At 64.3% G+C, this 26,249-nt stretch carries 23 protein-coding genes and 1 pseudogene; 12 read left to right on the plus strand and 12 right to left on the minus strand.

The genetic code is table 11. The annotated features are described in order from the left end of the window. Position 1 precedes the first annotated feature (1 nt). Positions 2 to 439 carry a hypothetical protein gene (locus QW881_RS10890; protein WP_315756795.1) on the minus strand — a complete coding sequence of 146 codons (438 nt, stop codon included), beginning with the start codon at positions 437 to 439 and terminating at the stop codon, positions 2 to 4. Between the two features lie 351 nt (positions 440 to 790). Between QW881_RS10890 and QW881_RS10895 the strand changes: the two genes are divergently transcribed. The 8 genes from QW881_RS10895 to QW881_RS10930 all read left to right on the plus strand — a co-directional run bounded on the left by QW881_RS10895 (position 791) and on the right by QW881_RS10930 (position 8,761). Further along, positions 791 to 1,378 carry a nodulation protein NolW gene (locus QW881_RS10895; protein WP_315756794.1) on the plus strand — a complete coding sequence of 196 codons (588 nt, stop codon included), beginning with the start codon at positions 791 to 793 and terminating at the stop codon, positions 1,376 to 1,378. Between the two features lie 61 nt (positions 1,379 to 1,439). Further along, positions 1,440 to 1,652: a hypothetical protein gene (locus tag QW881_RS10900; protein WP_315715064.1), complete on the plus strand. Its 213-nt coding sequence runs from the start codon at positions 1,440 to 1,442 to the stop codon at positions 1,650 to 1,652. A gap of 326 nt (positions 1,653 to 1,978) precedes the next feature. After that, positions 1,979 to 2,431 (plus strand): hypothetical protein, encoded by a 453-nt coding sequence (locus QW881_RS10905; protein WP_316158640.1) that lies wholly within the window; start codon positions 1,979 to 1,981, stop codon positions 2,429 to 2,431. A gap of 514 nt (positions 2,432 to 2,945) precedes the next feature. Continuing rightward, positions 2,946 to 3,935 carry an FHA domain-containing protein gene (locus QW881_RS10910; RefSeq protein WP_315756792.1) on the plus strand — a complete coding sequence of 330 codons (990 nt, stop codon included), beginning with the start codon at positions 2,946 to 2,948 and terminating at the stop codon, positions 3,933 to 3,935. A 69-nt stretch (positions 3,936 to 4,004) separates the two neighbouring features. Next, positions 4,005 to 6,005, plus strand: coding sequence for a flagellar biosynthesis protein FlhA (locus QW881_RS10915; RefSeq protein WP_315756791.1), 2,001 nt, complete (start codon positions 4,005 to 4,007; stop codon positions 6,003 to 6,005). A 76-nt stretch (positions 6,006 to 6,081) separates the two neighbouring features. Further along, complete coding sequence (locus QW881_RS10920) at positions 6,082 to 6,768, plus strand: tetratricopeptide repeat protein (protein ID WP_315756790.1); 687 nt, start codon at positions 6,082 to 6,084, stop codon at positions 6,766 to 6,768. A gap of 107 nt (positions 6,769 to 6,875) precedes the next feature. Continuing rightward, positions 6,876 to 8,117 carry a type II and III secretion system protein family protein gene (locus tag QW881_RS10925; protein WP_315756789.1) on the plus strand — a complete coding sequence of 414 codons (1,242 nt, stop codon included), beginning with the start codon at positions 6,876 to 6,878 and terminating at the stop codon, positions 8,115 to 8,117. A 23-nt stretch (positions 8,118 to 8,140) separates the two neighbouring features. After that, on the plus strand, positions 8,141 to 8,761 hold the full coding sequence (locus tag QW881_RS10930) for a CpaD family pilus assembly lipoprotein (protein WP_315756788.1): 621 nt from the start codon (positions 8,141 to 8,143) through the stop codon (positions 8,759 to 8,761). A 288-nt stretch (positions 8,762 to 9,049) separates the two neighbouring features. Here QW881_RS10930 and QW881_RS10935 read toward each other — a convergent pair. Beyond that, a pseudogene (locus tag QW881_RS10935) lies at positions 9,050 to 9,915 on the minus strand (tyrosine-type recombinase/integrase); the annotation flags it as partial. A gap of 25 nt (positions 9,916 to 9,940) precedes the next feature. Here QW881_RS10935 and QW881_RS10940 point away from each other — a divergent pair. Beyond that, positions 9,941 to 10,093 (plus strand): hypothetical protein, encoded by a 153-nt coding sequence (locus QW881_RS10940; RefSeq protein WP_315756952.1) that lies wholly within the window; start codon positions 9,941 to 9,943, stop codon positions 10,091 to 10,093. A gap of 13 nt (positions 10,094 to 10,106) precedes the next feature. Here the strand turns inward: QW881_RS10940 and QW881_RS10945 are convergent, their stop codons facing one another. The 4 genes from QW881_RS10945 to QW881_RS10960 all read right to left on the minus strand — a co-directional run bounded on the left by QW881_RS10945 (position 10,107) and on the right by QW881_RS10960 (position 13,594). Then, positions 10,107 to 11,303 (minus strand): acyl-CoA dehydrogenase family protein, encoded by a 1,197-nt coding sequence (locus QW881_RS10945; RefSeq protein ID WP_315756787.1) that lies wholly within the window; start codon positions 11,301 to 11,303, stop codon positions 10,107 to 10,109. Between the two features lie 105 nt (positions 11,304 to 11,408). Beyond that, positions 11,409 to 12,422: a formamidase gene (locus tag QW881_RS10950; protein WP_315756786.1), complete on the minus strand. Its 1,014-nt coding sequence runs from the start codon at positions 12,420 to 12,422 to the stop codon at positions 11,409 to 11,411. A 133-nt stretch (positions 12,423 to 12,555) separates the two neighbouring features. Beyond that, the gene (locus QW881_RS10955; protein WP_315756785.1) at positions 12,556 to 13,119 is read right to left on the minus strand and encodes a TetR/AcrR family transcriptional regulator; all 564 of its coding nucleotides are present in this window, start codon (positions 13,117 to 13,119) and stop codon (positions 12,556 to 12,558) included. A gap of 13 nt (positions 13,120 to 13,132) precedes the next feature. Continuing rightward, a complete protein-coding gene (locus tag QW881_RS10960; protein ID WP_315756784.1) occupies positions 13,133 to 13,594 on the minus strand; it encodes a nuclear transport factor 2 family protein in 462 nt (153 codons plus the stop codon). A gap of 275 nt (positions 13,595 to 13,869) precedes the next feature. On the opposite strand from QW881_RS10960, the gene QW881_RS10965 reads away from it, so the two are divergent. Together QW881_RS10965 and QW881_RS10970 are read left to right on the plus strand one after the other, a co-directional pair. Next, positions 13,870 to 15,459: an ATP-binding protein gene (locus QW881_RS10965; protein WP_315756783.1), complete on the plus strand. Its 1,590-nt coding sequence runs from the start codon at positions 13,870 to 13,872 to the stop codon at positions 15,457 to 15,459. 90 nt (positions 15,460 to 15,549) lie between these two features. After that, complete coding sequence (locus QW881_RS10970; RefSeq protein WP_315756782.1) at positions 15,550 to 16,110, plus strand: hypothetical protein; 561 nt, start codon at positions 15,550 to 15,552, stop codon at positions 16,108 to 16,110. Positions 16,111 to 16,137: 27 nt separating this feature from the next. Here QW881_RS10970 and QW881_RS10975 read toward each other — a convergent pair whose 3' ends face one another. Continuing rightward, a complete protein-coding gene (locus QW881_RS10975) occupies positions 16,138 to 17,499 on the minus strand; it encodes a UDP-N-acetylglucosamine-peptide N-acetylglucosaminyltransferase (RefSeq protein WP_315756781.1) in 1,362 nt (453 codons plus the stop codon). A gap of 153 nt (positions 17,500 to 17,652) precedes the next feature. Beyond that, positions 17,653 to 17,922: a hypothetical protein gene (locus QW881_RS10980; RefSeq protein ID WP_315756780.1), complete on the minus strand. Its 270-nt coding sequence runs from the start codon at positions 17,920 to 17,922 to the stop codon at positions 17,653 to 17,655. Positions 17,923 to 18,253: 331 nt separating this feature from the next. Between QW881_RS10980 and QW881_RS10985 the strand changes: the two genes are divergently transcribed. Continuing rightward, complete coding sequence (locus tag QW881_RS10985; protein WP_315756779.1) at positions 18,254 to 19,075, plus strand: porin family protein; 822 nt, start codon at positions 18,254 to 18,256, stop codon at positions 19,073 to 19,075. An 81-nt stretch (positions 19,076 to 19,156) separates the two neighbouring features. Here QW881_RS10985 and QW881_RS10990 read toward each other — a convergent pair whose 3' ends face one another. From QW881_RS10990 to QW881_RS11005, 4 genes are all read right to left on the minus strand, one after another. After that, positions 19,157 to 20,281, minus strand: coding sequence for an ABC transporter permease (locus QW881_RS10990; RefSeq protein WP_315756778.1), 1,125 nt, complete (start codon positions 20,279 to 20,281; stop codon positions 19,157 to 19,159). 3 nt (positions 20,282 to 20,284) lie between these two features. Continuing rightward, a complete protein-coding gene (gene rbbA, locus QW881_RS10995; RefSeq protein ID WP_316158642.1) occupies positions 20,285 to 23,044 on the minus strand; it encodes a ribosome-associated ATPase/putative transporter RbbA in 2,760 nt (919 codons plus the stop codon). Then, positions 23,041 to 24,141, minus strand: a complete 1,101-nt coding sequence (locus QW881_RS11000) for an HlyD family secretion protein (RefSeq protein WP_316158643.1) — start codon at positions 24,139 to 24,141, stop codon at positions 23,041 to 23,043. Before QW881_RS11000 ends, rbbA begins: the two co-directional genes overlap by 4 nt. Positions 24,142 to 24,297: 156 nt before the next feature. Continuing rightward, positions 24,298 to 26,241, minus strand: a complete 1,944-nt coding sequence (locus QW881_RS11005; protein WP_316158644.1) for a tetratricopeptide repeat protein — start codon at positions 26,239 to 26,241, stop codon at positions 24,298 to 24,300. Positions 26,242 to 26,249 lie beyond the last annotated feature (8 nt).

Consider the following 26,249-nt stretch of genomic DNA (forward strand, 5'->3'; position numbering starts at 1 on the left):
CTCATTGTCCCTTCAAGAACGTGTTGAAGATTCGGGTCGACTCGGTCGAGATCTTCGACATCAGCGTCGCCTCAATGGCAAACGAGAATGCGTGCTCCAGCATCTGCAGGGCCTGACGGCCCGCGTCTGGCTTGTCCGCTCCCAGGGCCGTTCCGCCAATGTTGGAAGATGCTGGACCGGATGCTGCCGGCTCCGGCATGAGATTGAGCTCGGGCGCGGCATTGCGCTGGACCCGCTCGTACGAACTCTCCATCCACTCCATCACCTTGCCGCCGAGTTGGTCGACGGCGTGCTCAGGCTCCATAGGCAGTTTAGTGACCGATCTATGCAGAGCGTCCTGAAACGACTGCTGGGCGGCCGCTCCGGGCTCAACGGCTCCGAAACTGACACCAACTGTTCCGGAAGCTGTGACGCCACCCAACGGCGCAACCGTCGTCATGTCACCGCTCCATGCCGTCTCAGGACTCCTCGTGCTCTCGCCATTGCTCACTCCAAACAAATAATGACTCACAAGGACAGCCGGACCATGGCCTGCACAACAGATCAGACAGAGCTTTGCACGGAGCCCAGCGGGGCAGAGCATAATATTTTCCTAATATATTCTCCGACGCACCCGCGACCGCTGTGATTGAATGAGACGAGCTGATAGCAACAAGTACATGTGAGTCTGCTCGTGGGTACGCGCGATCAACTACACGATTGCCACGATTGTTCCGCGACAAGGTCGCACGAAGGCCACGTTTTCCCATGCGACCATTTGGCATCTCTGGTTCTGGCCCCATTGCGCAGCGTGGCTGCGATCGCGACCGTCTGCCTGACGCTCTCGGCGGCTGCAATCCACACCACGTGCGCAGACGCGGGTGAACCCGCTTGGCCGACCGAGTCCTACAGGTACACCATCGTCGACCAAGACCTTGGCAACGTTCTTCAGGAATTCGGACGGAATACCGGCCTGCGGTTAGAGGTGAGCCCGGAAGTACGGGGACGTGTGCGCGGGCCTCTGCCTGAACTCAAGGCCAGAGACTTCATCGAGCATCTGTCCCGGAACTACGGACTCGACTGGTATTTCGACGGCTTCCGGATTTATGTCACTAGCAACAAGGAAGCTTCGAGCAGGCTCGTTCAACTCGGTGCCGTGCCGCTCCAGCGTCTCGAAGCCGCACTTCGCGATCTCGCGCTCTCCGACGCGCGATTCTCACTCAGATCCATCAAGCAGGCCGACATGGCCCTGGTCTCGGGTCCCCCGCAATACATCCAAACGGTGGAGCGTACGCTCGCAGCACTGAAGCCTCGAGCTGACCAGCCATCGTCCGTCACCGTCTATCGCGGGGAGCACGTCCAAGTGGTCAAGCTCAACGCCCCAGGCGACGTGCCATGACGCAAATCAACGGGTTCGCAAGTCCTGCCAGATCGACCGGACGGATCAAAGGAGTGTCAGAATGGCCGTAGAAGCATCGAGCATGACGACCGCGACGGCAAGCGCCCCGAGCAGCAGCGAGGCAGTCTCGGCTGAGGATCAAGCAAAGTTCGAGGAGGCGTTTCTCAGCGCAATGCCGCAGGCGGCCGCGTTCATGCTTATGACTGTTGCTCAGGACGGCATTCAGGAGATGGCATCCGTCGGCGACGAGAATAGTGCAACCCCGGATCCGTGACGGAGCATGCCGACCGACACCTCGTTATGCCCTTTGCTCAGAACAAGACAGATAAGACATCGGATCGCAAACAAGGAGAGAGTTGCATGTCTAGGGTCAGCTCCCACGCATCATCCTCACGTGAAGCTCACACCGGTCACATGATGGGTCCGCACGGACACGCGTCGTCCTGGCCCGGCTTTGCAGGATTTCAGCCCACGCCCGGCGGGTCGTCAGCTCATCCGGCTCATCGCTGTGATGCGGGGGATTGGTGGCAGTCGTCGATGCCGCCCGCTTCGCAGCAGCAAGATCCGCGGACGTCTTCCATAGCATCGGACGTTCTTGGATTGGTCGCGGACGCAAAGACACCTGCAGACAAGGCGGCTCTGATCTCGGCGGCCGTCAGCATCCTGAGGGGCGGACCGGGCCAGTGCGACGCGCGGAACAACGGCCGCGTTGCCAAGATCCTTGGTGACCTGACCCATCAGATCACGAATTCCACTGGGCCCAGCGATCCCGCCAAAGGTCAGCTGCTCGACGGGATCGCGAAGATCCTGAAGCAACTCGTGTCCGGCCCATCCCATCAACCCGGCGCGAACAGCTCGATACTCAAGACGCTGAATCAGCTCGTCAGCCAAGTCTCAGAGGCAAAGGGCCTTGACCAAGCGACGAAGAACAACATCCTCGACAAGCTTTCCTCGATCATTCTGCAACTGGCGGATTCAAGCCCGGGATCGCCATGCGACCGCGCCGCGGGACACCTCTCGGCCGACAGCCATATCACTGACAGAGCTGAGTAAAGCAACGAGGCCTCATTCTCGCAACGCGACGAGGGCGATGAGCCCAGGACGTTGAAGGAAGCCGCGTGAGGCGCACCTCGCAAGGTGCGCCTCGGGACGGGATCCAAGCCGCCGCTTCAGCCGAGAGGTGATCAGCGCGGACGACGCGAACGATCACTTCCCGGCTGGAGGGCATTCCCCGACAGCCCAATCCTCAACGCAACACAAACATAGAGAGATAAAGCGATGTCCCATTCAACAGGCTCCGTTTCTTCGACGACGTCATCGAACTCGAGCATCGATAGCGCGATCGCGAAGATGAAGAGTGCCTTCGACGAAGCGATCAAGACGAATGCCGAGATCACGACCAAGAAGACGCACTGGGGATCGATCGAGACGGTCGCGCAGCAGCGCCCGAACGTCGGCTGATCCAGCGATCGCCCTCGGACAGCTACCAACCGCTTACGGCACGGGGCGTTCGTACCGAACGCTCCGCTGCCAACATGGCTGCTAGGTCCTGATGGAGAGGCAGAGAATGCCGGCATCACCGTCCCCATTCGAACTCACGATCCGATCGGGCCTTCATGCCGGCGTCCGGCAAGAACTCGACGCCGGGACCTATCTGGTGGGTCACTCGATGGACGCCGATGTCGTTCTCATGGATGACTGTCTGGCTCCTTTGCACGCGCGGTTCGCGCTAGAGGCGGACTGTTGCGAAATCGAAGGCACCGCGGATAATGTTCTGCTGAACGGCACCCTGCTCGGTGCCGGAGAAGCACGGATCAGTCGTTATCCGGCCGATGTTGTTCTGAATGGAATTCAGCTCCGCTGCACCCGCAAGCGCAGAACGACCCGCTATACCTTCTTGAGGTATGGACTCGGCACCGCCGCGATCCTGGTCTGTCTAGCCCTGCTTCTGCAGGGATTTCCCGCTGGTGCGGACAAGGTGCCCGGCGATGGCGGCTATGCCACAGCTGAGCGGCTGAGATCCCCCCGCTGCGACTCCGACTGTTCGACGAAATATCCGAGCAGGCACGCGCCCAATTCGCCCGCCCCCACCCTTACCCCCGCACTACTGCCCGGCCAAGACAGAACGGGACGGGCCGGCGCGGAGCCCGGCGCGCCGGTGGCGGATTTGAAGGGCGCGGCGGACGCGCTGCGCCAGCAATTGCTGACTGCAGGCCTCACAACCGTCGAGATTGTCAGCGACTCAAACGCCATCGCGGCGAGAGGAAACATTGAACCCGCGGCGTTAGGCAAGTGGCGCGACATTGAGCGATGGTTCGACGGCACGTTCGGCATTGCCATCGTGTTGACGAGCCAGGTTGAGGCGAAATCTGTAAAGCGTGGCGCCCCTTTGACCGTTCAGGCGATTTGGGCCGGAAATGGGCCGTATGTCATTGATGGACGCGGTCAGAAACTGTTCGCAGGCGCCATTATCAGCGAAGGGTGGATCGTCGAGCGAATCGAACAAGACCGGGTCGTATTGCGTCGCGGCGCAGACCTGCTCGCCGTGAGCTTGTAAGACCATGCCGCTCTGCGTTTCGATCAATGTGACGAAGGTTTCGATCCCGCTTGGATGGAACCGCAGACTATGACGGCCATTGTCGAGAGCTTGACCCGCTGGTCGAACGACAAGCGCGAGCTTCTCGTCGTCATCCTGATCGTCACCACGATCATGGCGATGATCCTGCCGATTCCGACTGTGCTCGTCGACGTCATGGTGTCCGTCAACATCGGCGCGTCGATTCTGCTGCTGATGGTGGCGTTCTACTTGAACGCTGCGGTCGAGTTCTCCGCACTTCCGGCAATCATTCTCATATCCACGGTGTTCCGGCTCTCGATTTCCATCACCATTACGCGCCTAGTGCTCAGCCAGGCCGATGCCGGATCCATCGTTCAGACCTTTGGCGAGTTCGTCGTTTCCAGCAACGTCGTGGTTGGGCTCGTGGTGTTCCTGATCATCACGATCGTCCAGTTCGTCGTTATCACCAAAGGATCTGAACGGGTCGCCGAAGTTGCTGCCCGATTCACGCTCGATGCGCTGCCGGGTAAGCAGATGAGCATCGATGCCGACCTTCGCAACGGCGACATCAACCAGGCCGAGGCCCGGCGCCGCCGACGCCGGCTGGAGCGCGAGAGCCAGCTCTACGGCGCGATGGACGGCGCCATGAAGTTCGTCAAAGGTGATGCGATCGCCGGTCTCATCATCATCGCTGTCAACCTCGTTGGCGGCATCGTTGTCGGCACCGTGCAGCATAGGCTGCGTATCAGCGAAGCGATCCAGCTCTACTCGTTGTTGACGATCGGCGACGGCCTGGTCTCCCAAGTCCCGGCGCTGTTTGTGTCGATGGCGGCGGGAACGGTCGTGACCCGGGTTGCGACAGAAGCGCCGAGCAATCTTGGTTCCGAGATCATGGAGCAGATCACGTCGCAGCCGCAATCCCTGCAACTGGCCGGTCTCATGATGCTCGGGCTGGCGTTCGTACCGGGTTTTCCGGCGCCGATTTTCCTTTTTATGGCCGCCGTGTTCGGCGGCTCCGGCGTTGCGATGCTCTTGGCTCGGCGGCGCGCACAACGAACCTCCGGCACGGCGCAACCGTCCGACCCGTCAGAGCCCGCGAGAAGTTCGCGGATCGCTATCCCGGCGGCCAAGTCTGCACCGATCATGATCCTCGCGGAAGCCGCCTTGTGCGATGAACTGCGGAGAGCCGGTATTCATGATCGGATCAGGCGGACACGACAGGACGTGGCGGACTGGCTCGGATGCGCCTGTCCAGGGGCGGCAGTCGACGAAAGCAGCGCCCTGGCGCCCGGTCATTTCAGGATCGAGCTGCATGGCGTGCCTCTTCTGCTCTCGTCCGGTGAACTGGATCAGCCGGCAACCCGAACGGCGGGGGGACCGGCCATCTCCGCAGTCGATGCCGAGCTGCGACGCGTTCTTGTCCGCTATGCACCGGAGTTCCTCGGCATACAGGAAACCAAACGCCTGCTCAACCAGTTGGAGGCTGACTACGCCGACTTGGTGCGCGAGGCCTTGCGTGTGGTCCCTACACAGCGCATCACCGATGTCCTTCGCCGGCTGCTCGACGAGCGGGTCTCCATCCGCAATCTGCGGCTGATTCTTGAGACGCTGGCCGAGTGGGGAATGCGGGAGCAGAGCAGCGTCATGCTGGTCGAGCACGTGCGGCTGGCGCTGCGCCGGCAGATCTGCTTCGAAAGCTCAGGCTTTGATCGGACCTTGCGCTGCTTCGTGCTTGATCGACGGACAGAGGAAGCGATCCGAACGGCGGTGCACGCCCTCGATGAAAACGCTCAGACGTCTCTCGATCCTGCCGTCAGCACGCGCCTGCTTGATGCGTTGACCCGGCAGCTTGCCGACGTCGATCATCTTGCTGCATCGCCGAGTATTGTACTGGCCTCCGCCGACCTGCGCCGGGTGGTCTGGACGCTGCTTGCGCCGTCCGGTCTCAATGTGGTCGTGCTCTCCTATCAGGAAATCTCAAAGGACTTTCGGGTCGAGCCGATCGCCGTCCTTGGATTGGATGAATCACGCGAGCAGGCTGAACCTTCCCCGATCCCGGCGATGCAATGAACCAGTCAACCCGCGACGACACCTGCGAGGTTTCGAGACCTGAACTATAAGACAGTGCAATATCCGTAGGAAGTACATGCGTAGCTCTGAAGGCCGGGAAACCGCGTTCAACAACCATCTGAAACCAAGTGCCGGTGTTTGCAGGCGAATGGCGCTGGCTGGCAGCATCGCCGGTCTGCTCTGCGCCTGTTCGTCGCTGAGCCCAGACATTGGCGGACCGGTGCCGACGCCCACGACCGCACGCGCCTCGGTCGAGGGTCGCAATCTCCCGGCCTCCACGGCAGCCGCTCCCGCCAACCAAGTCGCCGGGATGGAAGACAAGGACAATCGAATCAGAAAAGCGCGAAGCGAGCTCGCCAGACATCAAGCCGAGCCCGCCCTGGCAATCTTTACCAGCGTGCTCACCTCGGACCCCGAGAACATTCCGGCGCTCAACGGTCTCGGAGTGGCTCTCGACATGCTCGGCCGCCATGACGAAGCTCAGACAGCCTATCGTCAGGTGCTCGCAATCGCTCCCGCCGACATGATCGCAAGCAACAACCTGGGCCTGTCGCTTACCTTGACGGGCCGGTACGCCGACGCGATGACGGTTCTGCGGCCGATCGCGCTCGGTGAGAGCGCCTCGCCTCGTGCACGCCAGAACCTCGTGATCGCTATGGCGCTGAGCGGAGATCGCGATGGCGCCGCCAAGCTTGCGCGGGTCGACCTTCGGGAAGAGGACGTGAAGCTCAATCTCGAGATGCTCTCGGCGATGCGGCGCTGACGATGGGACCGTTTCGAATTTCGCCATCCGCCTGTCTGACCTCGATCGTGGTGATCCTTACGATGCTGGTTCATTGCGCGCCGGCATCATCCAACGCGCGGCAACAGGTGCGGATCTACGCGTCTCAGGGCGAGATGCTGACCTTGCCTCGTCCGGCTTCCAAGGTCTTCGTCGCCGAGCCGGCTGTTGCTGACGTCCAGGTCGCGGCCGCCAACCGCGTCTTCGTTTTCGGCAAAAAGCCCGGCCGTACGACGCTCTTCGCGCTCGACGATTCCGGCGCGACCGTCGCGACGTTCCGGATTGCGATTGCCTATGACGAGAGTGATCTACGGCAGCTGCTGCGAGCTCAATTCGCAGACCTCGACGTCAGGCTGTCGCGGACGCCGCGCGGCGCGGTGCTGAGCGGGCTGGTGCCCAACGCTGACATGGCCGAGAAGGTCCGCTCCACCTGCGCGCAGTTCCTCGGCGAGGACGAGGTGCTGATCAATCAGTTGAAGATCGGCGGGAGCACGCAGGTGAACCTGCGGGTCCGTATTGCCGAAGTCTCACGCAACGCGGTGAGGCAACTCGGCGTCAACTGGGAGGCAGCAGGCTCGGCCGGTGGCTTCAGCTTTGGGCTCTCGTCGGCGGCCTCAGGCAGGATCAATACGCCAGCGAACGGCAGCTACAGCGTGACTGCCATCGTGGATGCGCTCGCTCAGGAGGGACTGGTTTCAATCCTGGCAGAACCCACGCTCACCGCTGTTTCGGGTCAGAAGGCGAACTTCCTGGCAGGCGGCGAATTTCCGATCCCCGTCGCCCAAGGGCTGGACCGCATCTCGATCGACTTTCGTCGCTACGGCGTGGGACTGGAGTTCACACCGACGGTGCTCTCCGATCGTCTGGTCAACCTGCAGGTCAAGCCCGAGGTCAGCGAGCTCTCGAACGAAGGCGCCCTGATCATGAACGGCGCCCGCGTCCCGAGCCTTATTACCCGGCGGGCGGAGACCACAGTCGAGCTCGGCAGCGGGGAGAGCTTCGTAATCGCCGGACTGCTGCAGAACAAGTTCAACACCGGCCTGGACATGTTGCCGGGGCTGGGCGACCTGCCGGTACTGGGGGCTCTGTTCAGGTCGACACAGTTCCGGAAGAACGAATCCGAACTGATCATCATCGTCACGCCGACGATTGTTCGGCCGATCAGCGAGTCGGCGCGCATACCTGTCCCGACCGACTTCGTCGGGCCACCTTCCGAGCTGGAGCGCATCATATTCGGCCGTCTCGGAACGACCCGCCCCGGGGCAGGCCCGATTGAGGTGCCGGTGCCGGGCCGGAGATTGCGTGGCGATGCCGGCTTCCTGATCGAATGACGGTCCTCCAAGGAGCGATAAACATGGCACCGATCAGAAGCGGCCTCGCCATCGCCCTCGCGGTGCTGGCTGCAGGCTGCGCTGTGGACCGGACGGCACCGCCACCGCAGCTCGCAGGTGAGACCGTTCATTACGTCTACGATGTACCTGCAGGACGCTGTTCTGCGGCGAGTTCCGGCGTCGAACACTTCGTGGCCGCGACGGCGAATGGCCGCCCTGAAAGCGTCCGTGCCTGGATCGAAGGACCGCCGGGGCCATGCACGGCGGCGATCGAGCATTCCATCATCCGAGCCGGCGTGGATCGCTCCCGCGTCAGGCACGACGTTGCCTCGGCAATGCACCACGCGACGCGTGTACACATCGATCGCCTGCTCATCAGCTCCGTTCGCTGCCATCTGTCGGATAGCTTCAATCGCGGCATCTTCGCCGACAATGCTGCCGATCCGGCCCTCGGCTGCAGCACGGCTGCGGCCTTTGGCGGCATGGTTGCGGATCCGGAGGATCTTCAAGCCGGAAAGGGACGCAGCCGCGCGGAAGGGGAACCGGCCGCCCGCGCGATCGCGAATTTGCGCGGGGAGCAACCAACCCGTGCCGAACCAACCGGCGAGGACCACCCGCAGACCACGGCTCATCCCGCGCAATGATTGTTCAAGCCGGAGAGCTCAGCCGTCGCCATTCCGACCTGGAGAGACTTCAGCTCGCACGTTGCTTAAGGATAAAGCGGAGGAGATGGTGCCGTTGATCCGCAGATTTCTTGATCGCAAGCCCTCGGAGAACTCAAATATTTTCCTGCGAAAGAGGTCGGGGGCGAAGTATCCAGAGGAGGTACGCCTCCGACGTCCACTTGAAGACGCGGTCGGGTTCGAGACAGCGGATCTCGACGTCGCAGCGTCACGGCGCGCTGGCTCAGCTACCAAGTTGTACGTGTTGGACTACGCGGCTAAGTCACTCTCTCCCTCGGCCTCTTCGAGTTCACTGCACGAAGAAGCCCTCTGTAGGAAGCGGACGAGAGCGGCTTTTCGAGAACTTCGGTCCAAAGCATGCGCCGTTTGGTTAAACTCCGTTCCGTCAAGGACGCCTTGAATGTAGCCAGAGATTGTGTCTGCCGCCATGATGAGCGCCGTATCAAGCGTATGGATGTACTTGCTGGTCACCGAACCTTTGGCATGCCCCACGAGCGCAGCAATGGTTACCTCGGTAAAGCCGAGGTCGTTGGCGATACTCGCGAAGCTATGACGTAGAACGTGCGGGGTGATGTCCCATAGCGGGGAGTGTTCAAAGATGTGCTTCCATTGATTTGGAAAGCTGCTGCCGAACGCATTGTCATCGCCTTGCCCCGGGAACACGTATGTGCATGAAGTATCTTTGCGCTGGCGCTCGAGATATTCGACCTCGAGATATTCGACAACGGGTAGGCCGATGGGCCGGATAGATGCTCCTTCCTTGCTGTCCTCCAGCCGCAAGCAACTCGACTCGGTGTCAACTTCCGTCCATTTCAGATTGATCATCTCGCTGCGTCGACAGCCGGTCAGCGCAATTTGCCGAACGATGTCCAAGAACGTTACGTATTTCTCCCCGGCGGCTTCTCGTAGCATCCGACCCAACGTTCGGTGTTCCGCCTCCAAAGGCGTCTCTTTCGCACATTGTCTTTCGGTTTTCGAATTCCATGCGCCGGATTGATAGCGATAATACCCAATTCTACGGCGTAGGTGAGAATGCCTCCAAGAAGGCCAACAGTTCGAGTTGCTGTTCCGGCGCCGCCTCTTACGACGGCCCTTCCTCTCAGCTTCTCGGCCTCCGATCCGTGGACGTTCGGAAAACGGGTGGTCGACCCATTGCAGGTGATCGCTCGGTTCGCCTTCGACGAGATCGAAATCCAACTGTTGCGTGACGACCGAGGCCGCCGCGTGACCATGGGCGAGGCTGCGTGCGACAGGGATCCCGGCTGGCAGGCGCCCTTGCGTCTGCGGGCCTGACGCGCAGCGCGCCTCAGCCACGCACCACGCCGGCCCGCGCCTTCAGAAACTCGCGCGCGACGATCAGCTTCTGCACTTCGGTCGCGCCTTCGTAGATGCGCAGCGCGCGGATCTCGCGGTAGAGGCTCTCCACGATCTCGCCCTTGCGGACGCCGCGGCCGCCGAACATCTGCAAGGCGCGGTCGATGACGCGCTGGGCGGTCTCGGTGGCGGCGAGCTTGGCCATCGCCGCCTCGCGCGTGGTCGGCAGCTTCTGCACGTCGCGGCGCCAGGCCGCGCGGTAGGTCAGGAGCGCGGCGGCATCGGTCTCGGTCGCCATCTCGCCGAATGCGGCCTGCGTCATCTGCAGGTCGGCCAGCGCGCCGCCGAAGATCTGCCGGCTCGAGGCATGCGCCTGCGCCTCGTCGAGCGCGCGACGGCCGAAGCCGAGGGCCGCAGCCGCCACCGAGGCACGGAAGATGTCGAGCGTCTGCATTGCCAGCTTGAAACCGCCGCCGGGCGCACCGAGGCGCCGGCTGGCCGGGATGCGGCAATTCTGCAGGCGGAGCGTCGCCAGGGGATGCGGTGCGATCACCTCGATGCGCTCGGCGACGGAGAAACCGGGATCATCGGGAAACACGACGAAGGCGGAGATGCCCCGCGCGCCGGGCGCCTCGCCGGTGCGGGCGAACAGCGTGTAGACGTCGGCGATGCCGCCATTGGAGATCCAGGTTTTCTCGCCATCGAGCACGTAAGTATCGCCGTCCAGCCGCGCCGCGCAGGACATCGCGGCGACGTCGGAGCCCGCCTCCTTCTCGGACAGCGCGAAGGCCGCGAGCCACTCGCCGGAGCGCACCTTGGGCAGCACGCTGGCACGCAGCTCCCGCGAGCCGCCGAGCGCGATCGCGCCGGAGCCGAGGCCCTGCATGGCGAAAGCGAAATCGGCGAGGCCGTCGGCATAAGCGAGCGTTTCGCGCGACAGGCAGATCGCGCGCGAGTCGATCGCGGTGGCGTCCGCATCGGGTGCCACCACGGCGCTGTCGAGCAACCCCGACGAACCAAGCGCACGCACGATCTTGCGGCAGGCGGCGTCGACGTCACTGTGATCGACATCGTCGAGGCTGCCCGAGCCGACGAAGCGGTCGAGCGCCTCGCACAGCCGATGATGCCGCGGCTCGAAGAACGGCCAGTCGAGCCAATCGCGCGGGATCACCTTGGCCGATGCACTCATGATGGACCTGTCCGCCAGATTATTTTAAGTATAAAATAATTGGCGATCGATCGGCTTGTCAAGGTTCCGGCAGCGTCATCCGCGACCCGCCGCGTCCGGTGCGCTTCACTCCGCCGCCTTGCCAAGCCTGCCGAACGCACGCGTCGGCGCCGGAAAGCCGCAGGACGTGCCGTCGGTGACCTTGACCTGATCCTCCCACGGCAGCCGGTAGGTGCCGCCGACCATGTCGTGCATGAAGGTGTAGGGACAATCCATCGCGCCGCCTTTCACCGCGACATAGCCGCGGTGCCAGAGCTGATAGATGTTGTTCTCGACGCCCCAGTTGATGCGGGCCTCGCGCACGAGATCGGGGCGCACCTCGGCGGTGATGATCTCGTCGGGCCGCCCCGTCGTGCCGTGCGCGAGAATGCTGCCGTCGAAATCGACGATCATGCCCTCGCCCATGGAATCGAACGAGCCATCGGAGCCGCACATGCAGACATTGGCGGTGACCATCAGGTTCTGGAACGCGTTGGCCTGGTTGGTGAAGCGCCAGCTGTCGCGGATCGGCGCGGTGTAGCCGGCCGTGCGGATCATGATCTCGGCGCCCTTGTAGGCGCATTCCCGCGCCATCTCCGGGAACATGCCGTCATGGCAGATGATGAGTGCGATCTTGGCGCCACGCGGTCCCTCGATCACGGGGATGCCGAGATCGCCGGGCTCCCACGGCTCGACCGGAATCCACGGATGGAGCTTGCGGTAATACAGCTTGATGTCGCCGTGGTCGTCGATGATCAGGCCGGAATTGTAGGGGTTGCCGTCGGGGTTGTGCTCCATGATCGAGAAGCAGCCCCAGATCCTGTTGTCGATGCAGGCCTGCCTGAAGGCTGCGACCTCCGGCCCGTCGCGCCGGCACATGATCTCCGGATTGGTGTCCATCGACAGGCCGTGCAGCGAGTACTCGGGGAAGACGACGAGATCCATGGTGCCGAGATTGCGCCGGGCCTTGCCGACCATCCAGACGATCTTTTCGGTCTGCCGCGCGAGGTCCTCTTTGGTCGCGACCACGGGAAGCTGAAGCTGCACCAGCCCGATGACCACGCCGTTGTCGGATTTGTTGAGACCGCCTAACCCATTCATGCCGGACCTCCCTGGATGTCGCCGCTGCGCGAGACGTTGCCCAAGACAACCACGATTTCACGAGAGCCGCGCGCCGATATTTCAGCCCGCCATTTGCCGCTTGCGGAGGCAGACGCCGCCGGCGTTTCGGGAGTCAGATGACAGATGATCGTTGCAGGCGCGCTTGGAACCGCGTCAGCGCGCGGCCGAAAACGGCCGCATCACCGGTCGCGCGCGCCAGCACCAGTGCGCCCTGGATGCCGAGCACCACCTCCTCGGCGCTATCGGCGGCCTGCGCCGCCGGCCAGCCGCCGCGGACCAGCGCCTCGCGCAAGGCCTCGATCCAGCGCGTGAAGTAGCTGGCGATGGCAGCCGCGAAACGATCCCGCGTCTCGTCGAGCGCAAACGCCCCGACGAGGCAGACGCGGCGGCCGGAGCGGAAGTAGCCGTCCACGCCGCGCCACATCCGCGCGATCGACTGCTCCGGCGGATCATCGCGCAGCGGCGCATAGATCTCGCGCTCGAACCAGGCGTCGACATGCGCCAGCACCGCGCGCCCCATCTCGTCCTTCCCGCCTGGAAAGAAGTGATAGAGGCTGCCTTTGCCCAGTCCCGTCGTCTCGGTGATCCGGCTGAGCGAGGTGCCCTCGAAGCCGAACTCGCGGAACACCTCGGCGATCAGCGGGATGACGTCAGCGCGCTCGTTGAGCGTCCGCATGGCTCTGCCTGCTTCAAAGTCCCAATTCGGTCAGGCCGGGATGATCGTCCGGCCGGCGCCCGAGAGGCCAGTGGAATTTGCGATCGTCCGCCTTGATCGGCAGGTCATTGATGCAGGCGTAGCGGCGCTGCATCAGCCCCTGCGCATCGAACTCCCAGTTCTCGTTGCCATAGGAGCGAAACCAGTTGCCGCTGTCGTCGTGCCACTCATAGGCGAAGCGCACCGCGATCCGGTCGTCGCTGTGGGCCCAGATCTCCTTGATCAGGCGGTAGTCGAGCTCCTTGGCCCATTTGCGGGTGAGGAAGGCGACGATCTCGGCACGGCCGGTGATGAACTCGGCGCGATTCCGCCACCGGCTGTCGGGCGTGTAGACCAGCGACACGCGCTCGGGGTCGCGGCTGTTCCAGCCATCCTCGGCCATGCGCACCTTCTGGGTCGCGGTCTGCAGCGTAAACGGCGGGGCGAGAGTGCTCACGGGACATCTCCTTGTGTACCATCTCGCATACTATGTACTGATTGGTACAGATCGTCAAGCCGCTTATGTCGAGCGGAGCTCCCGGCACAAGCTCGGCCGCATGCAATCCGGTGGACGTGCGAAGGCCTATGCCGGCGGTGCCCCTCTACCGAATGCGCGCGCCGCGACAGTCAGAACCCTTGTGTGCTCAGCGGAAATTCGATGTTCTGCTAAGGGAACCGACCGCGCCGCGGGGGCGACACGGTCCGCCGGCTACACTTTTGAGGATATCGGACATGTCGATGCTCACGCCGCATGGCGAGTGCCTGCTGTGGACACCTGAGCTGATCTGGGTGAACACGGTGTCCGACATCCTCATCTCCTTCGCCTTCTTCACCATCGCGTTCGTGCTCGCCTTCATCGTCTATCGCCGCCGCGACTTTCAGTTCAGCTACATCTTCTGGGCCTTCGCGCTGTGGGTGTCCGTGTGCGGGATGACCCGCCTCATCGAGGTGCTCACGATCTGGGTTCCGGCCTACAGCCTGGAGGCGGCCACCAAGGGCTTCCTGGCCTTCATGTCGGTCGGCATCGCCTCGGCGCTGCTGCTGATGCTGCCGCGGGTGCTGACGATGCCGTCCCGCGCCGAGCTGCGGAACGCCTATGCGCAGCTCGAGGAGGAGACGCGGCAGCGGCGCACCGCCGAAGCCATGGTCAAGCGCTTCCAGGAGATCGAGGCCACCGAGGCGCAGGTGCGGCAGGCACAGAAGATGGAAGCGATCGGTCAGCTCACCGGCGGCGTCGCCCACGACTTCAACAACATCCTGACCGTGATCACCGGCACCATCGAGATCCTGGCCGACGCGGTGAAGGACCGTCCGCAGCTGGTGCAGATCACCAGCCTGATCAACTCGGCGGCGGCGCGCGGCGCCGATCTGACGAAGCACCTCCTGGCCTTCGCCCGGCGCCAGCCGCTGCAGCCGCGCAGCGTCGACATCAACGGCATGGTGGTCGACACCGCCCGCCTGCTGCGCCGGACGCTCGGCGAGCAGATCGAGATCGAATCCATGCTGGCCCACGATTCGGCGCCGGCCATGATCGACCCCAGCCAGCTGTCGACCGCGATCCTGAACCTCGCGCTCAACGCGCGCGATGCCATGCCGGACGGCGGCAAGCTGACCCTGGAAACCAAGAACGTCCTGCTCGACGCCGCCTATGCGCGCATGAACCCGGAGGTGATCCCCGGCAATTACGTGATGATCGCGGTCAGCGACACCGGGGAAGGTATTCCCGCCAACCTGCTCGACAAGGTGTTCGAGCCGTTCTTCACCACCAAGGACGTCGGCAAGGGCGTCGGCCTCGGGCTGAGCATGGTCTACGGCTTCGTCAAGCAGTCCAACGGACACATCAAGATCTACAGCGAGCCGGGGCACGGCACCTCGGTCAAGCTGTACCTGCCGCAAGCCAATACCGATGCGGACGCGGCACTATCGACCATCAGCGCCGAGGGCATGGAGCGCGGCGACGAGACGATCCTGATCGTCGAGGACGATTCGCTGGTGCGCGAATATGTCATCGCCCAGATCAAGCGGCTCGGTTACACCACGCTCGCGGCCAGCAAGGCCGACGAGGCGCTCGCCCTGATCGATAGTCCGGTCCGCATCGACCTTTTGTTCACCGACATCATCATGCCCGGCGGCATGAACGGCCGCCAGCTCGCGATCGAGGCGCTGAAGCGGCGTCCCAGCCTCAAGGTGCTGTACACGTCCGGCTATACGGAGAACGCGATCGTCCACCACGGCCGCCTCGATGCCGGCCTGCTGCTGCTCACCAAGCCGTATCAGAGCGCCGATCTCGCACGCATGCTGCGGACCGCACTGAACTCTTGACCGCGCGATGCGCGACGCATGATCCGGCTTGCAGGCACGCGCGTTTCCGGGCCGGTGATGCGCACCTTCTTGCGGAGCTGAGGGACTTGAATGGCTGAGATGTTTTCACGCGGGCTGGCCGCCGTGCAGGCCTATGCGTCGGCCGATGACCCGCAGTCCGACATCGCCGCCAAGGTCGCGCTGGTCATCGTCTCCAACCAGCCGTTCTATCCGCTCTATCTCCATGCCATCGTGGGCACGGCGGCGTGGCCGGCCTGGCTGACGCTGCTCACGGCGCCATTGTTCGCCAGCGCGCCTATGCTCGCGCGGCGCAATCCGTTCGCCGGCCGCGCCCTGATGGTCCTGACCGGCACGGTCAACACCGTGTTCTCCGTCAAGCTGTTCGGCGCGCAGAGCGGCGTCGAGCTGTTCTTGCTGCCTTGCGCCCTGCTCGGCGCGGTGCTGTTCCGGCCAGCGGAGCGCCTGATGTCGTTGCCTTTGTTGGGACTGCCATTCGTGTCCTATCTGCTGATCGATCCCCGCCTTGGCGAGCCGCTGATGAAGGTCGCCGACTCCAATTTCGCGTCGCTCGTCGCGATCAATGCGACTAGCGTCGGCGCGCTGACGGCCCTGATCGGGATCCTCGCTGCCGCACGCATGGCGGCGCAGTAAGGCGCAGCAAGCCCGCCTGGTCCCTGCTCAAGACTTCGACGCCCAGATCGGCCCCGGCGCGCCGCCGCTGCGGCGGCGGTGCCACATCTGGTCGTAGAGATCCTGCAGCGACCGGGCATAGGCGGCAGCGTCGAACAGCGGCGCGGCCAGCCGGTTGCGCCAGAGCCTGGCCTTGGCCGCCTGCAGCAGATCCGGCTCGGCGGCGAGCGTCAGCGCCACCGCCAGATAGTCGGCCTCGTCCGATGCAATGAGCTCGGGACATCCGACCGCATGTAACAGGCTGCCGGCGACCCGCGAGGCAAACGTGTCCCCGGCGCAGCTCACAATCGGCACGCCAGCCCACAACGCGTCGCTCGCCGTGGTGTGGGCGCCATAGGGCGCGGTGTCGAGCACGAGATCGGCGAGCTGGAGCCGGCGCAGATGCTCGCCTTGCGTCGTTTCCGGCGCGAACACCAGGCGACCGGGCGCCACGCCGCGCCGCAGCGCCTCGCCGCGCAGATTGCCCTCGGCCCGATCGGACGCCAGCAGCCACAGCACGCTGTCCGGCGTCGCGTCGAGCAGGCGGCACCACAGGTCGAACACCGCGGGCGTGAACTTGTAGGCCTGGTTGAAGCAGCAGAACACGATGCCGGCGTCCGGCAGGCCGACCTCCGCACGGGTCGGCGCCGGGCCCAGCGCCGCCCGGCCGTGCGGCTGGTACGAATGCGGCATGTAGGCAAAACTCTCCGAATAATCGGCCGCAAACGCCAGCGGCGTCATGAACGGATCGGTGATGATGTAGTCGCAGATGTCGCCGCCCAGCGTCCCGGGATAACCGAGGAAGTTCACCTGGACCGGCGCCGGATGCAGCATCAGGATTCCGGTCCGGGCACCGCGCGTATAGCCCTTGAGGTCGACCAGAATATCGATCTGCGCGGCATGCACCGCGGCTGCGGCGGCGCTGTCGCTCAGCGCGGTCACGTCATGGAAGCCGTCGAAGACAGCGTGCAGCCGGCCCCGCATGGCGCCGCGATCGTCGGCGCCGAATGAGAAGGCGTGCAGCTCGCAGCGATCGCGGTCATGCGCCTCGAGCGCTTCGATCAGCAGATGCGCCGTGGCGTGGTCGTGGAAGTCGTTTGAAAGGTATCCGACACGAAGCTTGTCGCGGAATGTCAGATCGAAGCGAAAATCCAGCCGCGCCCGCTCGGCGCTGCTGGCAGCGATCCGGTCGCGGGTCCACAACTCGGAGCAAAGGCGATGCTCGCCGGCGCTCATGCCGGGCACCGAGAGCAGCAGGAATGGCGGAATCTGCCCCGATCGCGCCTGCGCCAGCGACAGCCGGGCATCGGTCGACGACCGGGCGAAATCGTCCCAGGCACACATGCCGCGGTCGCGCCCGAGCGATCTCATTCAGGTCCATCCTTGGCGGAGGCTGAAATCAGACCCAGCAAGTCCTGCGCCAGACCCCGGCCTGCAGATGAAATGGAGACGCGCTGTGACAACTCCCTCGCTGTAGCTCGGGCGCCGATCGCGCCGCGGGAATGACGCGCTGTGTCCGAAGAACTACGCGGCCGCCATCTGCCGGTGCGACGGCCGGTAGGAGGCCCCGTGATGGCTCATATTGTAGTTGATGTTCGCCGGCGGTTGCGACGGCGCCTGGCGAGCGACGAAATAATCCTCGAGCTCGGCGACCGCACGGCTTTCCCATTCGGCCGCCTGCGCCAGCAGCGAGTCACGCTGATGTGGGCGAAATGCCGCAGTCTGGCGGTACAAGGAGGCGATGGTCCGATAGCGCCGCACGTTCTCAAGAACCGCTTCCCCATTCATCATCATGATGCTCTCCCCTCTCCGTCCCCCAGGACGCGCCGAAGGTGCACGCGCCCGATTTGCGAAATCGTTAGCGGGCAGGACCGCGTGCTCGGATGGTTGGCGAATCCTTGACTAACGCGGTGCGGCCGATTGTCTGCTTCGTCGAAACAGCTCGGTATCAGTTGACCGCCTCGTCGGATTTACAATGACTTAAGGTTAAGACCACACGCGCGGAAAGTGACGTCGTCACAGACACTTACTGTCACGAGTGTTGTAGTTGGACTACAGCCTAGTCGGCCGAATTGTGAGAAAAGCTTGTCTCAATGTTGCTGAAATTCATTGAGGATTGTGACCGATGAAAACCCTTGCCTCAGCCGTCTCTTTGCTCCTCGCCAGCTCGCTCGGCGCATTCGCCGCGGATCTGCCGGCCCGCTACACCAAGGCTCCTCCCCCGGCCGTGATCTACAATTGGACCGGCTTCTACTTCGGCGGCAGCGTCGGCTACGGCTGGGGCCGGTCGAACTTGAACACGACGCTGGACCAGACCAGCAGCTGGGCGGTCGAAGGCGCCGCCTTCCAGAATCAGTTCGTCAACATCAGCAACAACCGGCTCAATCCAGCCGGCGTGCTCGGCGGTCTGCAGGCCGGCTACAACTGGCAGAGCGGCGCCGGCGTCTTCGGCATCGAGGCCGACATCAACGGATCGGACCTCAACAAACGGACGGTCTACACGGCGGCCAACCCGCCCACGACCCGCACCTTCAACGAGAGCATCCGGAACGACTGGTTCATGACCCTGCGCGGCCGCGCCGGCTACGCGGTCGATACAACGCTGTTCTACGTCACCGGCGGTCTCGCCGTCGGCAACGTCAAGGGCAGCTGGGATCTGACCTCGGCGAACGGCTACACCAAGACCGCCTCGGCCAACGAGACGCGGGTCGGCTGGACGGTCGGCGCCGGTGTCGAGCATGCGTTTGCGCCGAACTGGACGGTCAAGGCTGAATATCTCTACACCGACCTCGGCAGCATCAACTACACCTCGGCCTACGTCCCGGGCAGCACCTTCGCCCCGCCCGGCTCGAACTACGTCGAGCGCCTGTCCCAGGACTTCTCATTCCATACGGTCCGGGTCGGCGTGAACTACAAGTTTGGTGGCCCGATGGCCGCGCGCTACTGATCGCCGTCATCCATAGCGACGCCATTCAAGGAAAAGCCTCGGCCGCAGTGCCGAGGCTTTTTTGTTGGAGTCTAGGGTGGGTCAGGCCGCCGCGATCGCCGCCCGGAAGCGCCGTAAGGTCAGCGCCAGGACCACGGCGCCGATGGCGGCGACCGCAGCGAATTGCGGCCACACCACATCGATGCCGGCGCCGCGATAGAGGATCGACTGGGCGAACGACACGAAATGCGTCGACGGCGACGCCTTCATGATCGTGGCGAGCCACACCGGCTGGCTTTCCACTGGCGTCATCCCGCCCGACAACAGGTTCATCGGCACGGCGACGAGGATATAGAGCAGGCCCAGCTGGGGCATCGATCGCGCGATGGTGCCGAGAAACAACCCGACGGCGGTCGCGAAGAACAGATAGAGCACGGTGCCCACCATGAACAGCGGGATCGAGCCCATGATGGGCACGTGCAGATACCACCGCACGACGGCATAGAGCGCGATGGCGACGGCGACCGCGATCACCAGCGCGTTGGCCCAGATCTTCGACATCGCGATCTCGAATGGCGACAGCGGCATGACCAGCAAATGATCCATGGTGCCATGCTCGCGCTCGCGCACCAGCGCCGCGCCGGCCAGGATGATCGCAAGCATGGTGACGCTGTTGATGATGCCCATCACGCCTTCGAACCAGGCGGTCGTGACATTGGGATTGAACGCGATCCGCGTCACCAGATTGACCGGGGAGGGCGAGGATGTCTCGGAGCGGGCCACGAACCAGGCGACCTCGGTGTTGATGATCTGCAGCGCATAGCCGGATCCGATTCCCGCCTGGATCATCGCGGTCGCATCGACGTTCACCTGCACCGACGGCCTCCGCCCGGCCAGGACGTCGCGCTGGAAGTTCGGCGGGATGTCGAGCACGAACGTGAAGCGGCCGCTGTTCATGAGCCGCTCCACCTCGCCCTGGCTGATGTAGACAGGCGGCTGGAAGTAAGGCAGCTGGAATACGCTGGCGATCCGACGCGACAGCTCGGAGCTGTCCTCATCGACGACGGCGATCGAGGCGCGATGCAGCTCCTGCGAGCTGCTCTGCGCCTGGCTGATCACCGCCACCGTGAACGAATAGATCACGAGCCCGATCAGCACGACGTCGCCGAACAGGCTGCGCAGCTCCTTGGTTCCGAGCCAGAACACGTTGGAGAGCGAGCGCATCATGGCTCACGCCTCCTGCTTCGGCAGCATCGCCAGGCTGAACCCGGTCAGGACGGGAATGAAGATCAAAAGGATCAGGATGTCGGCGCCGACATCGGCAAAGCCCAGCCCCTTGGTGAAGGTGCCGACCGCGATCGGGCGGTAGTACGTCATCGGGAAGACCATGCCGATCAGCTTGGCCACACCGGACAGCGACGACACCGGGACCAGCATGCCCGAGAACTGGGTGGCGGGCAGCACGGTGAGGATGGCGGTCCCGAACAGCGCCGCGATCTGGGTGCGGCAGAAGGTCGAGATCAGCATGCCGAAGCCGGTGGTGGTGACGACATAGACGAACGTACCGACCATCAGCGGCAGAAGGGCACCCTTGAGGGGCACGCGGAACAGGACCGTCGCCATCACATACATCAGCACGAAGTTCACCAGCGCGACGGCGATGTAAGGCAGCTGCTTGCCGAGCAGGAATTCGAGCCGCGTCACCGGCGTGACATAGAGATTGGTGATCGACCCCAGCTCCTTTTCGCGCACGACCGCGAGCGCCATCAGGATGGCCGGAAACAGCGCGAGCAGCAGCGCGATCGTGCTTGGGGCCATCGCGTAGATGCTGTCGAAGGATTGGTTGTACTTGAACCTGATCTCGACATTGACCGACGAGGCCGGCAACGGCTGCGTCGTCTTGACGGCGGGATCGGAGAGATAGAGCTGATGCGTGCCCTCGAGATATCCGCGAATGGTTTCGGCGCGGAACGGCATCGCGCCGTCGATCCAGGCCGACACGAAGGCCGGCCGGCCGCGCTTGATATCGACACCGAAGTTCGGCGGGATTTCGATCGAGGCCTTGATGTCGCCGCTCTTCATCCGCCGTTCGAGCTCGGCATAGTCCGCGAGCGGTGGCCTTTCGACGAAATAGCGCGAGCCTCTGAGCTCCGACAGATAGGCACGGCTCTCCGGCGATTGATCGCGATCGAGCGCGGCGAAGGTCAGGTTGTTGACGTCCGTGGAGATGCCGAAGCCGATCACGATCATCAGGAACGCCGTTCCGAACAGCGCGAACATCAGCCGGATCGGGTCCCGGATCAGCTCGAGACCTTCGCGGATCGTATAGGCGAGCAGCCGCCGCAGACTGAAGGCGGCCTGCCCCCGGTCGTCCTGCGGCCGATCGACGGGACGCGGATCGGGCTTCGCCTGGGTCAGCGTGACCGGCGGATCGGCGACGCCGGCATCCTGCTCGAGGAAGGCGATGAACGCCTGCTCCAGCGTCTGCGCGCCCTTGGCCCGGATCAGCCCGTCCGGCGTATCGGTCGCCAGCACCCGCCCCTCATGCATCAGCGACAGCCGGTCGCACCGCGCCGCCTCGTTCATGAAATGCGTGGAGACGAAGATCGTCATCTCATCCTGACGCGAAAGTTCGATCAGCAGGCGCCAGAACTGATTGCGCGCGACCGGATCGACGCCCGACGTCGGCTCGTCCAGGATCAGCAGATCGGGTCCATGGACGATCGCCACCGCGAGCGACAGGCGCTGGCGGATGCCGAGCGGAAGATCGGCCGCGAGGCTGTCGATATGGTCGGTGAGGTCGCAGCGCTCGACCAGTTCGGCAATCCGCTTCCCGGCAGCGGCCAGCGGCAGATGGAACAGCCGCGCATGCAGCACCAGGTTCTGCCGCACCGTGAGCTCGCCATAGAGCGAGAAGGCCTGTGACATGTAGCCGACGCGGCTGCGCGATTCATGATTGCCGGCCTCCATGGAGCGGCCGAAGATCAGCGCCTCGCCTTCGGTGGGCGGCAGCAGCCCCGTCAGCATCTTCATCGTCGTGGTCTTGCCGCAGCCGTTCGAGCCGACGAAGCCGAAGATCTCGCCCTTGCGGATCTGGAAATTCACGCGGTCGACCGCGGTGAAATCGCCGAAGCGGCAGGTCAGGTCGCGCGCGACGATCACGGTCTCTTGGCTGCCGTCGAGCTCGGACTTCGCCGGCATCTCGGCCCGGTCGCGCGCCGCGCGGTCGGGCAGCAGCGCGACGAACGCGTCCTCGATCGACGCCGCCTTGGTCTGCGCCTTGAGCTCCGCCGGCGTGCCGGTCGCGAGGATGCGCCCGTCGTTCATCGCGATCAGCCAGTCGAAACGCTCGGCCTCCTCCATATAGGCGGTCGCGACGATGACGCTCATGTCCGCCGCGCTGCGCGCGCGCAAGCGGTCGATCAGGTCCCAGAATTGCCGGCGCGACAGCGGATCGACGCCGGTGGTTGGCTCGTCAAGGATGAGAAGATCGGGATCATGGATCAGCGAGCAGCACAGGCCGAGCTTCTGCTTCATGCCGCCGGACAGCTTTTTCGCCGGCCGGTCGGCGAAATCGGACAGCGCCGTCGCTTCCATCAGCTCGGCGATGCGCCACTCGCGCTCGGACCTCGACTGGCCGAACAGCCGGGCAAAGAACGCGATGTTCTCGCGCACGCTGAGATCGGGATAGAGATTCTTGCCGAGACCCTGCGGCATGTAGGCGATCCGTGGACACATCTGCGTGCGGGCGCGCCGGTCCGCCATGTCGGCCCCGAGCACGCGCGCCTGCCCGCCCTGGATCGCGCGCGCGCCGGCCAAGATCGACAGCAGCGACGACTTGCCGACGCCATCGGGACCGATGAGCCCGACAACGCGGCCGGTGGGAATATCGATCGAGACATCGTCGAGCGCGACGACGTCTCGATAGCGCTGCGAGACGTTCCTGACGATCGCGACCGGAGGCGCATCGCCGATCGTGTCCGCCGTCATGGCGACACTTGCAGACGCGCCGGCCATGCGACGTCCGGATTCCACCGGACATACGCCACGCCCGGCAACCCGCTCCTCACGGCATCGGCATGCGCGGCCAATCTGTCCTGATCGACGCGCACACGGATGCGAAACATCAGCTTGTCGCGCTCGCTCCGGGTCTCGACCGTCTTCGGCGTGAACTGCGCCTGGCTCGCCACGAACGACACTTTCGCCGGGATCGGACGATCCGGATAGGCGTCGAGCACGATGCGCGCCTCGGTGCCGATCTTGACCTTGCCGACCTCCTCGGTCGGCAGGAACACGTCCATGTAGACATAACCGATGTCGAGCATGGTGAAGATCTTGCCTCCGACGGCGAGGACTTCGCCGACATTGGCGAGACGATATTGAATGCGGCCGGGCTTCGGCGCGATCAGGGAGTTGTCGGCGATCTGGACGGTGTAGAGCGCGACGTCGTGACGAACCGCTTCGAGCCCGCGTTCGGCTTCGAAAATTCGCGCCTGCGCGCCGGCGAGGCCGGCGGTGGCATTGTCGAGCGCCTGCTGACGCTGATCGGCCAGCTCGCGTGTGGTCCAGCCGTTCTGCAGCAGGCTGCGCGTGCGCTCCATCTCCTGCTCGGCGAGCGTCTTGTGCGCCTGCAATTGCGCAAGATTGGCGCGGGCCTGATCGACGACGTGCTGCGCCTGCTCGGCCTGGGCCTGCGCCTTCGACAGCGACTGCTGCAGCTCCTTCGTGTCCATCCGCGCCACGATCTGCCCGGCCTCGACGCGATCACCGATGTCGGCGCGCAGCTCGGCGACGCGCCCGGCAAATTTGGTCGCGATGTCGATCTGGTCAGCCTCGATGCGACCGTTGCTGACGCTGATGCCGAGCGGCAGCGGCGGATGCAGCCGCTGCCACCAGACATAACCGCCACCGCCGGCGACTCCGCCGGCGAGCACGAGCAGCAGAAGCGGCCACAACGCCCACCTGCGCCGCGGCTGATGGGACACGGGAACAGGCACCGCCGACGCGGGAACGACAGCGCCGGGCTCAGCACGCACGTCCTGAACGGGCCGGATGTCGCTGACGAGCTCGGATTCCTGCTGATTCATTCCAAAAACGCCTTCGTCGCTGAAGCAGGCGTTCCGTTTGCCATACGCACGCAGAAATCCGTTGACGCAGCTCAATCGCCATCAGGCGGCAGGCGCCGGCGGCTCAGCCAGCCAATCACGTTTCAGTTATGGCGTTGGTTGATGCTCAAGCGTTCATCAGGGGCTGAACGTCGCGAGCTGTGCGGCGAGCGCCTCGCGAACACGCGGGACGACGTCGGCATAGTCACGTCGTGCGTCCTGGCGGAACAGCCGCATGCTCGGATACCACGGACTGTCGTCACGGCCGAGCAGCCAGCGATAGTCCGGCGTGAAGGGCAGCATGATCCAGGTCGGCTTGCCCAGCGCGCCGGCCAGATGCGCCACGCTGGTATCGACGGTGATGACGAGGTCGAGATTATCGATCAGCGCCGCGGTATCGACGAAGTCACCGATGTCGGCGGTGAGATCGAGAATGTCGTCGCGCGCGGCGAGCGCGGCCTTGTCGGACGACCGAGGCTCCTTCTGCAGACTGACGAACCGCGCGCCAATCTCGAACAGCGGCGCGAGCGTCGGCAACGGCATCGAACGGTTGTGATCGTTGAGATGCGCGGGGTTGCCCGACCAGACCAGGCCCACCCGCAAGCGGTCATGCGGACCGAGTCGCTGTTCCCAGATCGCCCGGCGCGCCTCGGGAGGGCGCGGCAGATAGCACGGCGCGGCAGGGATCGTATCGAGCCGAGTGTCAAACGCGAGCGGCAGGCTCGACAGCGGACAGTGATAGTCAATGGCAGGCAGCGCATCGATGCCGCGGGCAAGACACTGCGCCACGCCGTCCAGGCCGGACAGAAGCGGCTGCAGCGGCGCGTCGACCTCGAGCACGACGCGCGCGCCCTGCTCGGCCACCAGGGTGGCGTAGCGCGAAAACTGGATCGTGTCGCCGAGCCCCTCGTCGCTGTGGAGCAGGATCGTCTTGCCGGCGAGGGGCGCGTCCGCAAGCCACAGCGGCGCCTCGAAGCTGCGCTCGACGAAGCCGACGGCGCGACATTTTCGTCCCCATTCCCGCGCCGCCCAGCCACGGGCGAAGTCGCCGGTCAACAGCCGGAACAGCGCCGCGTTCCAATGCGCATCGGCCAGATCAGGCCGCAGCGCGACGGCGCGATCGAAGCTTTCGAACGCCTCTGCGAAGCGATGCAGCTCGGCCAGCGACGTGCCGCGATGATTGTGGAAATCCGCGGTCTGCGGCCGGAGCGCGATCGCCTTGTCGAACATGGCGACGGCGTCATCATGACGGCCGAGGTTCTGCAGGATGCATCCATAGCCATTGGCGAAGTCGGGATTGTCAGGCGCCAGCACCTGCGCGCGATGGCCGAGAGTCTCGGCTTCCTGGTAGCGGCGCAGCCGCCGCAGCGCGATGCCCTTCAGGTACAGCACGCCCGCCTGATCCGGCATCACCGCCAGCGACTGCCCGAAGCGCGAGATGGCCTGCTCGTAGTGGCCAGCATCGAAATGAAGCGCTCCGGCCTTGTTGGCCGCCTCGACATGATCTGGCTTGAGCTGTGCCACCTGATCGAAGGCCAGCGCCGCCTCGTCACGCCGGCCCTGGGCTTCGAGCACCTCGCCGAGACGAAACCACGTCGCGGCACGATCGGGCGCGAGCTGCAGCAGCCGATCGCAGGCCAGCGCCGCCTCGGCGTGCCGCTCCCTCAGTTGCAGCAGTTCGCCAAGCGCATCCCAGCTCTCCACCGCATCCGGCTGCAGCTGCAGCGCGCGATCATAGGCCTTGATCGCTTCATCGACGCGGCCGGAGTCCCGCAGCGCCTGCGCCAAGCCGACGAAGGACTCCGCTGCGGAAACGTCCTGCCGAACGGCGCGGGCAAACCACTCGATCGCATCATCGGCGCGCTTGAGCGCCAGGCAGACCTGTCCCATCGCACGCAGCGCATCGAGCGAGGCCGCGTCCAGCGTCAGCGCGCGGCGGCACGCATCCTCGGCCTGTGCGAGCTGGCCGGCGCGCAGCAGCCGCAGGGCGGCGGCGCACAGCGCATCAGGTGTATCGCTGTGGCCCATCGATCCGGATCTGACCGGAGGCTTGCCGGCAGGCCGGCGCTGCTTGTGCTTCATCAGGGGAT

This window comes from Bradyrhizobium sp. SZCCHNS3016 (assembly GCF_032484535.1).
GTDB lineage: Bacteria > Pseudomonadota > Alphaproteobacteria > Rhizobiales > Xanthobacteraceae > Bradyrhizobium.